The sequence below is a fragment of the Klugiella xanthotipulae genome (assembly GCF_006716695.1).
In the GTDB taxonomy this organism is placed as follows: domain Bacteria; phylum Actinomycetota; class Actinomycetes; order Actinomycetales; family Microbacteriaceae; genus Klugiella; species Klugiella xanthotipulae.
In genome coordinates, this window is the sequence record NZ_VFPN01000001.1 from 969504 (window position 1) to 985474 (window position 15971).

Annotated in this window: 16 protein-coding genes; 6 read left to right on the plus strand and 10 right to left on the minus strand. The window is 65.3% G+C overall.

Annotation, left to right across the window (positions count from 1 at the left end):
• Positions 1 to 204 precede the first annotated feature (204 nt).
• Genes FB466_RS04305 through FB466_RS04320 form a run of 4 tightly spaced genes read left to right on the plus strand, consistent with a single transcriptional unit; the run spans position 205 to position 4832 of the window.
• The gene (locus tag FB466_RS04305; protein WP_141916139.1) at positions 205 to 993 is read left to right on the plus strand and encodes a DeoR/GlpR family DNA-binding transcription regulator; all 789 of its coding nucleotides are present in this window, start codon (positions 205 to 207) and stop codon (positions 991 to 993) included.
• Positions 990 to 1979: a 1-phosphofructokinase family hexose kinase gene (locus FB466_RS04310; protein ID WP_141916141.1), complete on the plus strand. Its 990-nt coding sequence runs from the start codon at positions 990 to 992 to the stop codon at positions 1977 to 1979. The genes FB466_RS04305 and FB466_RS04310 overlap by 4 nt, the downstream gene beginning before the upstream one ends.
• A 29-nt stretch (positions 1980 to 2008) precedes the next feature.
• Positions 2009 to 4006, plus strand: a complete 1998-nt coding sequence (locus FB466_RS04315; RefSeq protein ID WP_141916142.1) for a PTS fructose transporter subunit IIABC — start codon at positions 2009 to 2011, stop codon at positions 4004 to 4006.
• Between the two features lie 13 nt (positions 4007 to 4019).
• Positions 4020 to 4832: a DUF4184 family protein gene (locus FB466_RS04320; RefSeq protein ID WP_141916144.1), complete on the plus strand. Its 813-nt coding sequence runs from the start codon at positions 4020 to 4022 to the stop codon at positions 4830 to 4832.
• On the opposite strand, the gene FB466_RS04325 is transcribed toward FB466_RS04320, so the two are convergent.
• From FB466_RS04325 to FB466_RS04340, 5 genes are all read right to left on the minus strand, one after another.
• Positions 4795 to 5430 (minus strand): DedA family protein, encoded by a 636-nt coding sequence (locus tag FB466_RS04325; protein ID WP_141916145.1) that lies wholly within the window; start codon positions 5428 to 5430, stop codon positions 4795 to 4797. The genes FB466_RS04320 and FB466_RS04325 overlap by 38 nt on opposite strands.
• 83 nt (positions 5431 to 5513) lie before the next feature.
• The gene (locus FB466_RS04330; protein WP_141916147.1) at positions 5514 to 5762 is read right to left on the minus strand and encodes a hypothetical protein; all 249 of its coding nucleotides are present in this window, start codon (positions 5760 to 5762) and stop codon (positions 5514 to 5516) included.
• 868 nt (positions 5763 to 6630) lie between these two features.
• Positions 6631 to 6804: a hypothetical protein gene (locus tag FB466_RS13430; RefSeq protein WP_170206021.1), complete on the minus strand. Its 174-nt coding sequence runs from the start codon at positions 6802 to 6804 to the stop codon at positions 6631 to 6633.
• A 64-nt stretch (positions 6805 to 6868) separates the two neighbouring features.
• Positions 6869 to 8091 (minus strand): IS3 family transposase gene (locus FB466_RS04335; protein WP_141916055.1). Its coding sequence is split into 2 segments (ribosomal slippage): positions 6869 to 7806 and positions 7806 to 8091, totalling 1224 coding nucleotides; the frame shifts between segments, so codons are not numbered across the junction.
• Between the two features lie 30 nt (positions 8092 to 8121).
• Positions 8122 to 8436 (minus strand): hypothetical protein, encoded by a 315-nt coding sequence (locus FB466_RS04340; RefSeq protein WP_141916148.1) that lies wholly within the window; start codon positions 8434 to 8436, stop codon positions 8122 to 8124.
• A gap of 948 nt (positions 8437 to 9384) precedes the next feature.
• Here FB466_RS04340 and FB466_RS04345 point away from each other — a divergent pair.
• Entirely contained in the window at positions 9385 to 10767 is a 1383-nt protein-coding gene (locus FB466_RS04345; RefSeq protein ID WP_170206022.1) for a DUF7507 domain-containing protein, read from the plus strand.
• Here FB466_RS04345 and FB466_RS04350 read toward each other — a convergent pair.
• From FB466_RS04350 to pnuC, 3 genes are read right to left on the minus strand one after another with little or no spacing between them, the layout of a single operon-like run.
• Entirely contained in the window at positions 10764 to 11405 is a 642-nt protein-coding gene (locus tag FB466_RS04350; RefSeq protein WP_141916151.1) for an NUDIX hydrolase, read from the minus strand. The genes FB466_RS04345 and FB466_RS04350 overlap by 4 nt on opposite strands.
• Entirely contained in the window at positions 11402 to 12547 is a 1146-nt protein-coding gene (locus tag FB466_RS04355; protein ID WP_141916153.1) for an AAA family ATPase, read from the minus strand. Before FB466_RS04355 ends, FB466_RS04350 begins: the two co-directional genes overlap by 4 nt.
• Entirely contained in the window at positions 12544 to 13239 is a 696-nt protein-coding gene (gene pnuC, locus FB466_RS04360; protein WP_141916154.1) for a nicotinamide riboside transporter PnuC, read from the minus strand. Before pnuC ends, FB466_RS04355 begins: the two co-directional genes overlap by 4 nt.
• A 153-nt stretch (positions 13240 to 13392) precedes the next feature.
• Between pnuC and cyoE the strand changes: the two genes are divergently transcribed.
• Complete coding sequence (cyoE, locus tag FB466_RS04365) at positions 13393 to 14346, plus strand: heme o synthase (protein WP_141916156.1); 954 nt, start codon at positions 13393 to 13395, stop codon at positions 14344 to 14346.
• 16 nt (positions 14347 to 14362) lie between these two features.
• On the opposite strand, the gene FB466_RS04370 is transcribed toward cyoE, so the two are convergent.
• Entirely contained in the window at positions 14363 to 14809 is a 447-nt protein-coding gene (locus tag FB466_RS04370; RefSeq protein ID WP_141916157.1) for a hypothetical protein, read from the minus strand.
• 110 nt (positions 14810 to 14919) lie between these two features.
• Positions 14920 to 15963: an NAD(P)-dependent alcohol dehydrogenase gene (locus tag FB466_RS04375; protein WP_246054516.1), complete on the minus strand. Its 1044-nt coding sequence runs from the start codon at positions 15961 to 15963 to the stop codon at positions 14920 to 14922.
• Positions 15964 to 15971 lie beyond the last annotated feature (8 nt).

Here is a 15971-nt window from a genome sequence, read left to right on the forward strand (position 1 = left end):
CACGAGCGCGGCCGCCCGGTCTGGCGGGAATCGGACGCGCGAGTGCACGGGGGACGACACGGGAGTTCACGATCAGCACCGACACCAACCAATGCCCGTTTATCTGCGTTTATCTGCGTTTGCTTGACAAAAACAGATAAACACAGGTAGCGTTCGGGGGAAGGTGCCGGTGCGCACCGCCCCACTCACCGCTGAGGAGTATCCGTGTTTGCCGAGGAACGTCAAGCGCTCATTGCCGACCGGGTCGCCACGTCGGGCCGCGAGACCGTGGCCCAGCTGGCCGCCCACTTTGCCGTCACCCCCGAGACCGTGCGGCGCGACTTGGATGCCCTCGAAGCGGCCCGCCAGCTGCGCCGCGTGCACGGCGGGGCCGTCGCCATCGACCGATTCAGCCTGGCCGAGGCCAGCATCGGCGAGCGCCAGGCCCGGCGGCAAGACGAAAAAAACCGAATCGCCCGGGCGGCGCTCCGCATGATTCCCTCCAGCAGCACCGGGTCGATCATCCTGGATTCCGGGTCAACCACCGAGCGGCTCGCCGACCTGCTGGCCGGCTGGGCCCCGGCCACTCCCGGCGACCAGCTTCTCGTCATCACCAACGCCGTGCCCATCGCCGCCAAACTCGCGACAGCCCCCGACGTCCAGCTGCACGTTCTGGGCGGGCGGGTGCGCGGGCTTACGAGCGCCATCGTGGGGCCATCAACGGCCGCACAGCTCGACGCGCTGCGACCGGATATCGCGTTTATCGGGGCCAACGGCATCCACCCCCGATTCGGGGTGAGCACACCGGATGCCGCCGAGGCCGCCGCAAAGTCGGCCATGGTGCACGCGGCGCGCCGGGTCGTCGCCCTCGTTGACTCCACCAAGCTGGGCCGCGAAACCCTCGTGCGCTTCGCCGCCCTCACCGATATCGACGCGCTCATTACGGATGCCGAGCCCGCCGCCGAACTGGCCGACGCCCTCGCCAACGCGGGAGTGGAGGTGGTGGTCGTATGATCGTCACGCTCACCCCCAACCCCAGCCTCGACCGCACAATCGAGCTCACCGGGCCGCTCGAACGCGGCGCGGTGCAGCGCAGCCGCTCCTCACGGGAGGAGCCGGGCGGTAAAGGCGTCAACATCAGCCGCGCGCTCGGTGCCTCCGGGGTGCTGAGCCTCGCGATCCTGCCGGGGGACGGTGACGACCCGGTGTTGCGGGCATTACGGGCGCAGAACATCCCGCATCTGAGCCTGCCCCTCGGTGCGCGACTGCGCAGCAACGTGGCCGTGACGGAGCCGGATGGCACCACCACCAAGCTCAATGAGCCCGGCCCCGAGCTGAGTACCGAACAGCAGCAGAACCTGATCGACCTGGTGCTGGGCCACGCCACCGGGGCCGCCTGGCTGGTGCTGGCCGGATCCCTGCCGCCCGGGGTTCCCGCCGACTTCTACGCCACGCTCACCGCCGCCCTGCGCGGTCGCCTCGGCAACCGGAGCCCGCTCGTAGCGGTGGATTCCTCGGGTGCACCACTCGCCGCCGCCATTGTCGCCAGCCCCGACCTCATCAAACCCAATGCCGAGGAGCTCGCCGAGCTCACCGGATACCCGGACCCGGCTGGCCTGGAAGGCGACCCCGCCCGCGTGGCCGACCTGGCCCGCACCCTCGTGGCGCGCGGCGTGGGCGCGGTGCTCGCCACCCTCGGCTCGAAGGGGGCCGTGCTGACCACCGCGGAGGGCAGCTGGCTCGCCCAGACCCCGCCCATCCGGGCGCGCAGCACCGTCGGCGCGGGAGACTCCTCGCTCGCCGGCTACCTGCTCACACACGCGGAGGGTGGCGGCCCCGAGGCCCGGCTCCGCCAGGCGGTCGCCCACGGGGCCGCCGCCGCAGGCCTCCCCGGCTCAACCGTCCCCGCCCGATCTCAGACCAGCCTGGAGGCCGTCACGGTCACCCCGCTCGCGGCCCCCCGAATTCACCCGGCCGCGCCCGCATCACCATCGCAGTAACCGTCACACATCCAGAAGGAGGATGCATCGTGAACGCACTCATTACACCCGAGCTCGTGGCCCTCGACGCCACAATCGGGTCGGACCCCACCGCCGTTATTCGACACCTGGCCGGGCTGGTCGTCTCGACTGGCCGCGCCACCGAGGTCGCGGGGCTCGCCGCCGACGCCCTCGCCCGGGAGGCGAAGACCAGCACGGGTATCCCGGGCGGCCTCGCGATCCCCCACTGCCGCTCGGCGGCGGTGCTCGAACCCACGCTCGCGTTTGCGCGACTCGCCCCACCCGTGAGCTTTGGCGCCCCGGATGGCCCTGCTGACCTGGTCTTTTTCATCGCAGCTCCCGAGGGTGCCGACCAGGCGCACCTCACGGTTCTCTCGCAACTGGCCCGCTCCCTACTCAGGGAGGAGTTCACGGCGGCGCTGCGCTCGGCGGCGAGCGGCGCGGAGGTGGTTGACCTGGTTTCGGCGGCCGTGTCACCGCCACCCACCCCGGAGCCAGCCCCGGCATCCGCCACCCGCCACCTCGTCGCGGTGACCGCCTGCCCCACCGGCATTGCGCACACCTACATGGCCGCCGATTCGCTCGTGGCCGCCGCCGCCGAGCGGGGCATCGACCTCCAGGTGGAGACCCAGGGCTCCGCGGGGGCAACCCCCCTGCCCGCCGCCACGATTGCCGCCGCCGAGGCCGTCATCTTTGCCGTTGATGTGGATGTCCGCGGCCGCGAACGCTTCGCAGGCAAGCCCGTCATCTCCTCCCCCGTCAAACGGGGCATCGACGAGCCCGGGGTGATGATCGAGGAGGCACTGGCCGCCGCCGCCGACCCGCACGCCCGCCGCGTGGCCGGTTCGGTGTCCGACGGTGACGCCGCCACAGATCCCGAGGATACCCACGAGAGTGTTGGCCAGCAGCTCAAACGTTCCCTGCTCACCGGGGTGAGCTACATGATCCCGTTTGTGGCGGGCGGCGGGTTGCTGATCGCGCTCGGCTTCCTCCTCGGCGGCTTCAAGATCACCGACCACGCCGACAGCATCGTGCTACAGAACAGCCTCGGTAACCTGCCAGATGGCGGCCTGCTGACCTACCTCGGGGCGGTAGCCTTCAAGATCGGCCAGTTGTCGATGGGCTTTCTCGTCCCCGCCCTCGCTGGCTACATTGCCTACGGCATCGCCGACCGGCCGGGCATCGCGCCCGGGTTCACCGCCGGTGCCGTGGCCGTGTTTATGGGTGCCGGGTTCCTCGGCGGAATCGTCGGTGGTCTCCTGGGCGGCGTGGTGGCCCTGTACATCGGGCGGATCACCGTGCCGCGCTGGCTGCGTGGGCTGATGCCGGTGGTGATTATTCCGCTCGTCGCGTCGATTGTGGCCTCCGGCCTGCTCTTCCTGGTGCTGGGTGCGCCCATCGCCGCCCTCACGACCGCGCTCAACGATTGGCTGTCCGGGATGACCGGGGCCTCCGCCGTCCTGCTCGGCATCATCCTGGGCCTGATGATGGCGTTCGACCTGGGCGGACCGGTCAACAAGGTGGCCTACTCGTTTGCGGTCGCCGGGTTGGGGGCCGGGGCGCTCGATAACCAGGCCCCGTGGCAGATCATGGCCGCGGTGATGGCCGCCGGTATGGTGCCGCCGCTCGCAATGGCGCTCGCCACCCTGCTCAATCGCCGACTGTTCAGCCCGCCCGAGCGGGAGAACGGCAAGGCCGCGTGGCTGCTGGGGGCCTCCTTCATTTCGGAGGGTGCCATCCCGTTTGCCGCCGCCGACCCGCTGCGGGTGATCCCCGCGAGCATGCTGGGGGCCGCCGTCACGGGCGCGCTGTGTATGGCAACGGGCGTCACCTCGCAGGCCCCGCACGGCGGAATCTTTGTGTTCTTCGCCATCGGCAACCTGGGGATGTTCCTGGTCGCCATCGCCACCGGCACCGTCATCTCCGCCCTCACCGTCATTGCCCTGAAGCGCTACGCCCGCCGCGCGCCGATGGCGAGCGCGGATACCCCCGTCGCCCAGAGGGAGGCCCAGCCCAGCGTCGTGTAATACGGTAGGCGATATGCCGTTTACGCCCAGCCACGCCATCGTCGCGATCCCGTTTCAGCGCACCGGAATTCCGGTGGCTGCCGTGGCGATCGGGGCGATGGCCCCCGACCTGCCAATCTTTTTTGACCTGGGCGTGTCCTACGAAACCACCCACGAGTTCCCGGGCCTGCTGCTCGCAGCGCTGCCCCTCGCGGCGCTGCTGACCCTGGTCTGGCGGGTGCTGCTACGGCCGGTGGCGTGGGTGCTCCTGCCCACGCCGCTGGCCCGTCGCCTCCCCGCCGACTGGGCCGGAACCGCCCGCGATGGCTGGCGCTCGCTCACCGCAGGGCGCGGGGCCGTCGGCGGGCTTCTGCTGGTTGCGGGTCTCCTCCTGGGCGTGGCCAGCCACGTGCTCTGGGACGAGTTCACCCACGGCGGCCGTTGGGGGGTTGCACTGCTCCCCGCCCTCGGCCGCGACTGGGCCGGGATGCCCGGCTACCTGTGGGCCCAGTACGCCTCCTCGCTCCTGGGGCTGATCGTCCTCGCCGGGTGGGCGGCCCGCGCGCTGCGCCGGGCCACGCCCGTGGCAACGCTGCCACCCACCCCCGGCTGGCTACAGCCCGCGTTCTGGGCCGGGCTCGTCGCGGCCCTGCTACTGGGCGCTGTGATCGTGCTGCCCGCCGTGGATGTGCTGGGCTGGCGGTTTGCGATCCTGCGGATGGGCATCCGCGGTGGGGCCGGAATACTCGTCGTGATCGTCATCGCGGCGGGCGTAGCCCAGGCCGTGCGACGGCGGATGCCGACGGCGGCTACCCCCGCGCCTGTCGCCGCGCCCGAATCGCGCTGATCACGATCAGCAGCACCGAGATGCCCACAATACCCATCAGCACCAGATCGATGTACTGCGAGACGAAGTCGGCCACGCCCGGAATCTGCCCCAGGAAGAACCCGGCCAGGATGAGCAGCACACACCAGAGCACGCCGCCCATAACGTTGTAGGACAGGAATCGCGCGTAGTGCATCCGGGAGGCCCCCGCCGCCACGGGCGCAACGGTGCGCACGACCGCCACAAAGCGGGCGATCATCACGGTAGCCGCGCCGTAGCGCTCGAAGAAGCCGTTGGTGCGTTCGAGTGTGGCCTGGCTGATCAGGCCCGCCTGTTTACGCTCAAAAACGCTCGGCCCCAGCCGGTGCCCGATGATGTAGCCCAGCTGGTCACCGGCAACCGCCGCCAGGCAGGCCGCCACCACAACCACGAGCAGCGGCACGTCAATCACCCCGGCAAAGGTGAGCACCCCCGTGAAGAAGAGGAGCGTATCCCCTGGCAGCAAAAAACCGATCAGCAGGCCGGTCTCCACAAAAATAATTCCGCAGACCACCAGGAGGCCCCACCCGCCGCTGCCCTGGATGATCGCGGCAGGGTCAAACAGTCCGGCAGCGTGCATAGAGAGATCATGGCAGGCTTAGCTGGATGCGGGATGCGGTAGGGACGACTTCTCAACAGCGCTCTCTGCCGGGCTACCCAGGTTTAGTCGGCGTGGCAGAGTGACTCCCAGCGCAAAAAACCTTCGCATTCCGTGGACATGAGCCGCAGATTCACATGACCCTCAATCTGGTCAAGGTGCGTGGGGGTGATCCCTCGGGGACGAACACTCTCAACGAGGAGAACCCCGACGGGTTGGGGCGCTGCGCCAACGCGTCTCTTAATCTGGAGGCACGCGTAGCTGCGACTCTGCATTCGCAACGCCGAGACCTGCTCAGCTTCCATAGTGAACATTCGCTTGATTGTCTGCTCCCATCGACCACGCGTTGTGGGCAAATTATCAACATGGAAGGCGACCTTTTTCCACGCCTCAGCGACGGCCCCCCTGGTCTGACAGATACACGCTTCGACCCGGCTCGTTCAGGACGGCATTGGGAGAGTACCGTCCGATAAGCCGAAACTGCCCGTCTTCGCATTTCACGAATAGAGAAGCCCACTGATCCGAGTCGTCGATACCCAGGCTGAGGAGAAACTGTCGCAAAAGGAAAACTACACGCTCATGACCAGGCGACCACAGAGCCTCAACTTCATCCTTCAACCGGAGGACTTGAGACTGAAGCCGTTCTTGCTGTTGCTGCTGCCGAACAACCGCAATCAACCCACCAAGCACGCAGCCAGCACCCACAATAAAGGCAAGGAGATCCCACCAACCATGAGGAGTAAATGGCAACGAAGGCACCGCGATCAGGACTGCGCCTACACCCTGAGCCACGACAGGTGAGTACGTGATCACCCACCGAAAAACTTTGAGATTTCTTTTCTCAGCGGGCGTGAGCGGTTCCATCGGAGCTTAGGCCATTACTAGCTGCGTACTTCTACGTTCCGCCGTTTGCCCCGCGCTATTCTGAGCTGGATCAGCTTCATTTTCAAGCCGAATTCCTAAGTCGCGTGCAGCCTGCTCGATCACCTCGGTACCAATAGTGGATGCATGAGACCAGGAATCTGCCTGAAGGTGCAGTGCGGATCTCACCAATCAATTTGACCCTCACGGTTGCTCCTTCCCGGGCAATGACGAGACTGTAGCATCTACACAGCGGTGGTGCGTGACACGGGGTCTCTGAGGACCGCGAACGCTCAGAGAAGAGAAAGGCCGGTGTGACACCTAGTAGAAACTGAACCGCGAGACGGCGTAGTCGTATCTCTCTCCGCGTAGCTCTACCGGACGCCACCCCGTGTCGATGCCCATCCGCTTACCCGTCCGGGTGGTCATCACGAAGAAGGCCACCCGATCCTCCGCACAGGCGTAAAGAGCCACGTAGAGTTCGCCAAGGTTCATTCCGGTTCCGGGCCCCAGCTGGTAGATTGGTTTGGCCTGGGTTTAGTTCCGACTATTTTGTTCATCACTCGACGGTTGTCACGAGTGACTGCGCCTCAGCATAGTACGCCGTCTCAACCTCGACCGGGGTTCGCCTGCCTAGCTCGCCGTGGAGGCGCTCATTGTTCCACCACCACACATACTCCAGGGTGGCGAGTTCGACTTCCTCAACTGTTTTCCAGGGGCCACGCATGCGGATGAGTTCTGCTTTGTAGAGCGCGTTCACTGACTCGGCCAGGGCATTATCGTAGCTGTCACCTACGGTCCCCGTTGAAGGAATCGCCCCCAGTTCTCTGACGCGGTTGGAGTAGACCATCGACATGTAGTTCGATCCGTGGTCGCTGTGATGCACGGCCCCGTCGAGCGTTCCACCTGATTGCCAGGCCGCCATCTCAAGCGCCTGCAGCGGCAGTATCTCAGCTTTCAGTGTTGAGGCAACGTTCCAGCCAACGATCTTACGATCAAAGACATCAATAATGAACGCGGTGTATGCGAACCCAGCCCACGTAGCAACGTAAGTGATGTCACACACCAACAACTTCATTGGCCCGTCGGCCACGAACTGGCGTTCGACGAGATCACCCGGCAGCTGATCCCTGACGTCACTCGTTGTTGTGAAGGCTCTCTTCGAACGACGTACCCCACGCACTCCGGCGATTTTCATCAGACGCTCGGTTTGGTCGCGTCCGATGACCCACCCTGCTCTGGTGAGGAGGGCGTGCATCTTGCGGCGCCCGTAGACGCTGTAGTGCTGTTTGTGGAGTTGACGGATCTCGGTGACGAGAATCTCGTCGCGTAGTTTCCTGACCGACGGGAGTCTGTGTTTCGCTGCCCGATATCCTCGGGACGTCAGAAACCCACGAATTGCCGAGCCCAGCACACAGCACAGGAACTCAACCCCGAAACGATCACGATAGGTATCGATGAATTGGATCATTTCGTTCGTGGCGGGTCGAGTTCCTTGGCGAAAAATATGCTCGCAGCTCGCAAGACTTCGTTTGCTTTCTTGAGTTCAGCGACTTCGCGGCGCAGTCGCCGGTTCTCCTCGTTCATATCAGTGGTCACGCCGGGTTTTTGGCCAGTATCGATCAGCGTTTGACGATGCCAGATACGCAGCGTGTCTGGTGAGACACCGAGGAGCTTGCCGACCTGGTTGCTGGCTGCGTTGAGGCTCGTATGCTCGGGGAGCGCTTCGGTGAGCATACGCAGCGCGCGTTCACGGAATTCTGGTTCATATTTGTTTGCCATGGTGTTCCTATCCTTGTTGAAAGTACGGAACTAAACCCAGGCCAAACCAGCTTCTCCAATTTGAGCACCAATCTCGCCTTCCTCATTTGCGACGAGGAGGACATCATCCAGTTCGGGTGAGCCCTCAGCGGTAAGCGCTTCATAACGCACCTCCATTCCCGGCTCCGGGAGGGCGAAATCTCGCCCATCCGGAAGAACGAGAGTCTGCACTATACCTGGCTCCGACTGCACCTCATCCAGATCCTCTACGCCGATAACTTCTTCTGTATCCGCGTTTACCGCGGATACAGGCATCGCGAGAACTGTAATGAGCACTATCGGAGCGAGGGAATTAATAATTTTCATACTGATCTCCTTTGATCATTAGGGAGTCAATCTGATAAGAAGAACTTGTACAGTGGGATCCATTGAATTTCCCTACTGATATCGCAATTAGATGAACTCTCCACCTCACAGGAACTGCTAGTCGTGACGGTGACCGGAATTGGTAAGAACACGAGACCAGTCAAAAGCAGGAAACTCGTGCCAGAAATAATCCAGATTCTCAGATTGCGACGCTTGATATCTTTTCCCATGAACAGCACCTCCTCTCTCAGTAGAACAAATCGAGTAACTCAGCTACTACATCGACAATTTTTGTGTCGGAAAACTATCTCAGCTTTTCGCAGTAAAACATAGATCTATAGGGGTATAAACTTGGATGCAAGCTTAAGCCAGATATTGATCTGAGTCAAACCATACCTCAGTGGTTGTATGCGACAGAATGTCCGTGCATCACATAGCAAGTGCAGGTGACCCTTTCTTGGCTCTCTGCCTCGAACGGATTCTGACGCGCATCATTGGTTGCGACGTCGTCGATATTCGTGTCCTCACGATGCTCAGGCTCTACCGCCCAGACATTCCCTCTGGCGTCATACTCCGATGCGTCGTGCTGTCCGCGCGTACCTCGATGGTCCAGACGGCTGCAATAGCGTTGAGTTAAACCTGATTGTCAGTGATGCGAGTTGGCTTTGACCCCTGTGGGGATACCCCACACGAAAGAATATTCACGAGGGCAAGAACACGGTGGACGTTCACTCCTGAAGATAAAAATCCGTGTAAACCCCCTCAATAAACGACACCTGTTACACTTGGCGTGACGAGTTAGGGTCGTCATTGTTAGTCCGTTGGGGAGGGGCCTCAACGGGTTCGGTTTCTCGGCCGATGGTCTCTCCATCGCGCTGTATCACGGTGGGCTACCACCCGTGCCGGAGATGCATGGCCCTCGTAACTTATGGGAGGGTCTTTACCACTATGCGCCATCACACCCAGGCCGGGCAGCTGCGGCACTCCCCGCGGCGCAGGAGCGTACTCCTCCTGCTCCTCGCCTGCTTTCCACTGCTCACCAGCCTTACCCTAGCCGGGCCCGCTGCGGCCGTACCGGGCGACCTCGACTGGGGCACCGGAGACTCCGCGGACTACGACCACTGGACCCCGGAGCAATACAACCGCTGCGTGAACGACCAGTCAACCTGGCCGTTAAGCGCCTCGACGCTCGGCATCGAGCCGGGAACGGGCCCCGGTTTAGCAATCAGTGGAATTGTTCCGTCGAGGTGCTACTCGCAGTACACGACGATCACCAACGATCTCTCCTACCCCATCAACCTTCGGTACGTGGGCAGCGATGACGCGGGAACGATTGCCCCCTACATCTTCGAGTGGGTTGAGGGGTGGAATGAGCAGATCGTTGCCCCCGGTGCACAGACCACACAGTTCACCCTGACGGTGGGGATGCCCTGGGATACCCCCAATGCTGCCCGCGGCACATCCGGAACCTTCTGGTGGGAGTTTGCCATTGATCGGCCCGTTCCAACCGCCGTTGACGATGCCGGATCAACCGGTCACGGCGTTCCCGCAACCATCGAGGTACTCGCCAACGACACGCTCGAACTCGCACAGAGCGCGCTCGATGTCGCCAGTTATGTGAGCGTCACCGAGGTCGTCGGCAACCCGGCAGAGGGAACCTGGGCGATCAGTCCGACCGCGGACACGGTCACGTTCACGCCCGCTGCTGGCTTCGCCGGAATTGCGCGTGCCAGCTACACCATCACCGGACCCAACGGCACCACCTCATCAGCCGCTATCGCCGTCACCGTAGCGGCGGCAAATCTCACGCCCACCATCTCTCTGCAGAAAACCGTGGACAAGCCGACCGTGAAAGCGTCCGGCGAGACGGTCACGTACAACTTCACCGTCACCAACACCGGGGAGGTGGCGCTTGCCGACGTGGGTATCGTCGAGACCACATTCACGGGTTCCGGCAGGCTCTCCGCGGTCACGTGCCCGGCAGAAGCACAAAATCTCGCACCGGCAGCCCGCGTCACCTGCACCGCGAGCTACCGAATCACCGACGCTGATATCGCTCGGGGCGGCATTTCGAATACCGCTACCGCGGTCGGCACGTCCTCGGACAGCCAGGAGGTGAACTCCGACTCTTCCACCGCGGTCCTCAGCGCCGAGACCGAGACGCCACCACCACCCGCACAACCCCGGGCCACAGGCATCCACACCGAGCTCGCCGCGACGGGGTCCCCAACCGGTTGGCCCCTCGTCGGTGGCGCACTCACCGCCCTCACGGTGGGCGCTGCACTGCTCAGTGCGCGGGGACGAACAGCGCGGCGCTCCCACCAGCACTAACGACGCTGACCCCAGGCCCACAGCGCCGCCGGACGACCACGCCCGGCCGCCTCCACCCCGGCGCAGCGGGCGAGGTCCGGGGCGGTGCGCAGCATCCGGTTGAAGTTGCCCGGCTCGGGGCGCACCCCCGTGACGGCCTCGGTGAGCCGGGCTGCCCGCCGCGTGGAGAACGTCTCGCCGGTAAGCGCCCGGGTGAGCAGCCGGGCCTCGGGGGTAGCCTGCCACACGCTCACCCGCAGCCGGTCAGCCGCGGCCGCCACGATGCGATCATGGTCAAACGGCAGCGGATCGCCGCCCACCCAGTCGCGCCACACGGCTCGGGGGGCGACGGCATCCGGTGCCACCACGGCCAGGTAGGAGACCGACACGGTTGGCCCGCGCGGATCCCGTTCGGGGTTATCGCGCGCGGTCACCTGCACGAGCGCCCGCACCTCCCCCAAGCCCAGACCCACCTTCGCGGCGAGCGCCCGATACGCGGCCTCGGCCAGCCGCTCCTCCCCCACCAGCAGCACGCCCGGCAGGGCCAGCTCGCCGCGGAACGGCTCGAAGAGGCGCACACCCAACCCCAGCTGCATCCCCCGCTCCTCGGTGAAGCGCACGGGCACCACATCAATAGAGAGGAGTGGCTGATCGGTCATCTGGAGACCCCACCCAGCTCGGTCACCGAGGCCCACGGCGGCGAGTCAAAGCGGATATTCTTCGCCCACAGCGCGTCGATCAGGTCAATCGAGTAGCGCAGCCGGGTATCGTGATCGCCGCGCAGCAGCACCCAGGGCAGCTCCCGACGGGTCAGCTCCTCGATGAACCAGCGGGTCATGGCGGGGCGGATCTGCTCGCCGTCCCGCCACCCGTCCTGCTCGAAGGGCACACCCTCGTGGTCGGTCAGCAGGTACACGTCGCGCCGGGGCAGATACTCATCAATCACGGCGGTGGCGGCCCGGCTGTGCTCGCCCACGTAGCGGCGCTCCCAGAGCGTGGTGGCCAGCGCATCCGTGTCGGCGATCACGAGGGGGCTGGCGAGGGCGGCGGCGTCCTCCCACTCGTTCTGCACGGTGGCGATGCGGCCAAAGTGCTCGGTCTGCCAGACCAGGTTGTTTATGCCGGGGACGGGGTGGCCGGATGCGCGGGCCTCCGCCGCGGCCTGCGCGTGCAGTTCGTAGGTGAAGCACCTCCCGTACTCCTCCACCGCGGTCATCCCCGCGAGCCCGGGTCGACGGCGGTAGTGCGCGAGGAGCGCTTCGCTGAGCGTGGTACTTCCGGTGGATTCCGCCCCGACCACGATCACGCGGGTGGCAAGGCCCAACCGGGTCGCCTCCGGCAGCAGCGGCCAGGTGCCGGGCAGGTCGCGCCGCACCGCGGTGCCGCTGATCGGGACCTGGACGCGCGACTCGTCGTAGCTAATGGGGGTCGCGTCGAAACGGGCGGCCAGCTCGGTACCGTAGGCTTCCGAGCTGAACACGGCATCCACCCGGGTGATGCCCACCCGGTCGAGCGCGGCGACCATGGAGGCGTGGTTGGCCACCCAGGCAATGTCGCTGCGGTAGTCCACCGGGGCATCCGAGACGATACCCAGCACGTCCACGTTGCCGAGGTGGGCGGTTGCCCCGCGCAGCCAGTCCACCCGCACGCCCACCGGGATCGACTCAAACTGGCTGGCCATGACGAGCACCGCGAGTCGGCCGCTTTCGGCCGCACCGCGCTCGATCAACGCCAGGTGACCGTTGTGTGGCGGGTAGAACTTGCCAATCGCAAGTCCGCGGCTGTACGGCTGTGCGGTCATCGCGCGACCTCCTGCGTTTCGGGTACGGGCTGGGTGGCGGGGATGCTGGCGGTGCCATCCTGCTCCCCCAGTATCCGGCACCAGCGGCGGTAGCCGTAAACGCACAGCGCAAGGAAGCCCACATACAGCACGGCGGTGAGCCACAGACCCTTGTAGAGGTAGAGGGGGATTGAGACGAGATCTACCGCGATCCACACCCACCACTGCTCCAGAATTTTCTTCGCCTGCCCCCAGGTGGCGAGCAGCGAACCCACGAGCACCGCCGCGTCGGGCCACGGCACGGTTGAGTCGGTGAGGCGGGTGAGCACCTCACCCACCACGCCGAGCGCCACGACACCCAGGGTTAGAACGACCACAACATCGCGGCGGCTGGCCCGGCGGAGGGGGAGAGCGGCATTCGCGGCCCCGCCCGGTGCGTCACGCCCACCCCGCGACCAGACGATCCAGCCGTAGACCGCGAGCAGGGCGAAAACCACCTGAAGGGCGGCGTCGGCGTAGAGGCCAGCGGAGAAGAAGAGCCCGAAGAACACAACATTGTTGGCGAGGCCCACCGGCCAGTTCCAGGTGTACTGGCGGGTAACGCCCCACACGCAGAGGGCACCCGTGAGAAAGCCGAGCAATTCGGCCACGGTGATACCCTGCGATCCCCAGGTGAACGCCGTGGCGGTGAGAATGTGGGTGAGGACGTCCATCGTGTCTCCGATCGTGTGCCCCCGTACACCAACACTAGAGATTAATTGTCTTAAAGACAATTTAAGGAAAATGGCAACCTTCACGCCCGTTCAACGCCGGGACGAGTCGCGGCTAAACTGTTCTCTGGCCCGCCCACCGAATGGAGCTTTTGCATGACCACGCGCAGACAGTACGTATCCACCAGCGGAGACGGAACTGACGCGGCCCTGGCCGCACGCGCGAGCGGGGAATCCTTCGGCCACATCTTCACGCGATACTACTCACTGACCAAGCCCGGCGTGCTCTACGGCAATGTACTCACCGCCGCCGCCGGGTTCCTGCTGGCGGCCCGCGGGCAGGTCTCCCTCTGGCTCTTCGTGGCCCTCATCGTGGGCACCACTCTGGTGATCGCCTCGGCGTGTGTACTCAACAACGTGCTCGACCGCGACATCGACACCATCATGGAGCGCACCCAGAAGCGCGCCACCGTCACGGGCGGCATCGGCGCACGCAATGCCACCATCTTCTCGGCCGTGCTCGGCGTGCTTGGTATGGCCATCCTCGTGGCCTGGACCAACTGGCTCGTCGTCGTCGTAGGCCTAAGCGGATTTGTCGTCTACGTGGTCCTCTACGGGATGCTCTCCAAGCGCATGTCCATCCACGGCACCCTTGTCGGCTCCGTCTCCGGGGCCGCCCCCATCCTCGCCGGGTACGTGGGAGTGACCGGCTCACTCGACATCGCCGCGGTACTCGTGTTTGCCATGATCTTCTTCTGGCAGATGCCCGAGTTCTACTCCATCGCAATCTACCGGCACGACGAGTACAAGAGTGCAGGCATCCCGGTCATCTCGGTGACCCGCGGAATCCGCAACACGGTCGTGCAGATTTTCGTCTACACCATCGCTTTTGCCGTCTCGACCCTGCTGCTGCCCGCTTGTGGCTACGTGGGCTACACCTACACCGCGGTGATGGGTGCGCTCTGCCTGTACTGGCTGTGGATCGCAGTCGTCGGCCTGCGCACGCCGCCCGCGGGCACCGAGGCCTGGGCGCGCCGGATGTTCCGCTTCTCACTCGTGATCATTTTGGCGCTGTGCCTGCTGCTCTCGGTGGGGCCGGTGCTGCCGTAGGGCGGCGCGCAGCCCGCTACTTCCGAGAGAACGCGGGGGTGACCGCCTGACAGGTGACGGCCGCGCCGGGCGCACCCGTCTCCCGGGCAATTTCCGTCCCTCCGTCCACGACGATGAGGCAGGTCGCCACCGTTCCTTTCGGGGGTGTGGCACTCAGCCGGGCCGTCTCCTTGGCGTTCACGATGGTTTCGACTGACCACACGCCACCAACCGCAGCATTCTGCGGATCCCCGGCACCCTGCAACGAGCTCTTCACCGTTTCGGCCGGCGCGGAACGCTGCGGCTTGCCCCAGTATTCAAAGTTCTCGAGCGCCGCCGTGGACGGCCCCTCCAGAGCAACCCGGTAGGTGACCGCGTGGGCGTCGGCTAACCCCTCAGTAATGGCCGCGCACGAGGCAAGCATGGTCGCCCCGGCGGCGGCCAGCGAGACGAGAGAAATAGCTTTAAGTGTTGTTGATTTCATGTGTGCAATGCTGGCACCAAAGTGGTTGGCACCACGAGGCCCCGCGGTGCCAACCCGCGGGCAGAAAATGGGACCCTGGTACCGCGCCGGTGGCACCGGAATCGACCCCCCTACGCCGTCACGTCAATCACGATCTTCCCCGTGGCTAACCCCGCCACCATCCTCGTGATCGCCGCAGGTACACCCGCCAGCGGGTACACCCGGTCTACCAGCGGCCGCACCCGACCCGCCTCGATCAGCGCCGTCAATTCGCGCAGATCGGCACCGTTCTCAGACGAGATAAACGAGCCCATCCGGTGACCCGTGAACGGCGCGATCACGGTGGCCCACAACTGCCTCTCCGTGCCGCCCAGCACTTTCCCGCCCGTCTCGGATCCCACAATCACGAGGGTGCCACGCGGGGCGAGCATTCGGCGTAGTTCGCTCAGGGGCCGATGACCGCCGGTATCGATCACGACGTCGTAGGCGGAGCCAGCCTCCGCCAGGGGGCCGAGCGTGTAGTCGATCACACGGTGGATACCGAGGCCGCGCACCGCCTCGACCTTGGCGGTACGACACGCGCCCGTGACCTCGGCCCCGGCGGCCGTGGCGACCTGGGCGGCAAAACTGCCCACTCCCCCGGAGGCACCGATTACGAGCACCCGCTGGCCCGCGGTAACGCGCCCGTGGTCGCGGACGGCTTGAAGCGCGGTCAGCCCAGATAGGGGGATGGCTGCCGCCTCACACGCCGTGAGCCCGGTCGGCCGGGGCACCAGTAGCTCGGCGCGAGCTACGGCGTATTCAGCGAACGCGCCCTCGGCGATGCCGCAGACCTCCTCCCCGGGACGCAGCGTGGTCACCCGCGCACCGACGGATTCGACCGTCCCGGCAAGCTCCCGGCCGCGCACGGGAGTCTTGGGTGCGCGCATCCCGTAGCCGGCGAGACGGACGGGGTAGGGCAGCCCGGCCATGAGATGCCAGGCCCCGCGGTCAACCCCCGCCGCGGCCACACGCACGAGAACCTCGTCGGGACCGGGCTCGGGGCGGTCGATGGTAGCCAAGCTCAGGACGCGCTCGGCCTCGCCATACTCGCTCTGGACCACGGCCCGCATCCGCCCGGCCTGTCCCCTGCCCGCCACGGGCGCTCCCGGCTGTCCGCTCACTGCCTGACTCATTGTTCTCA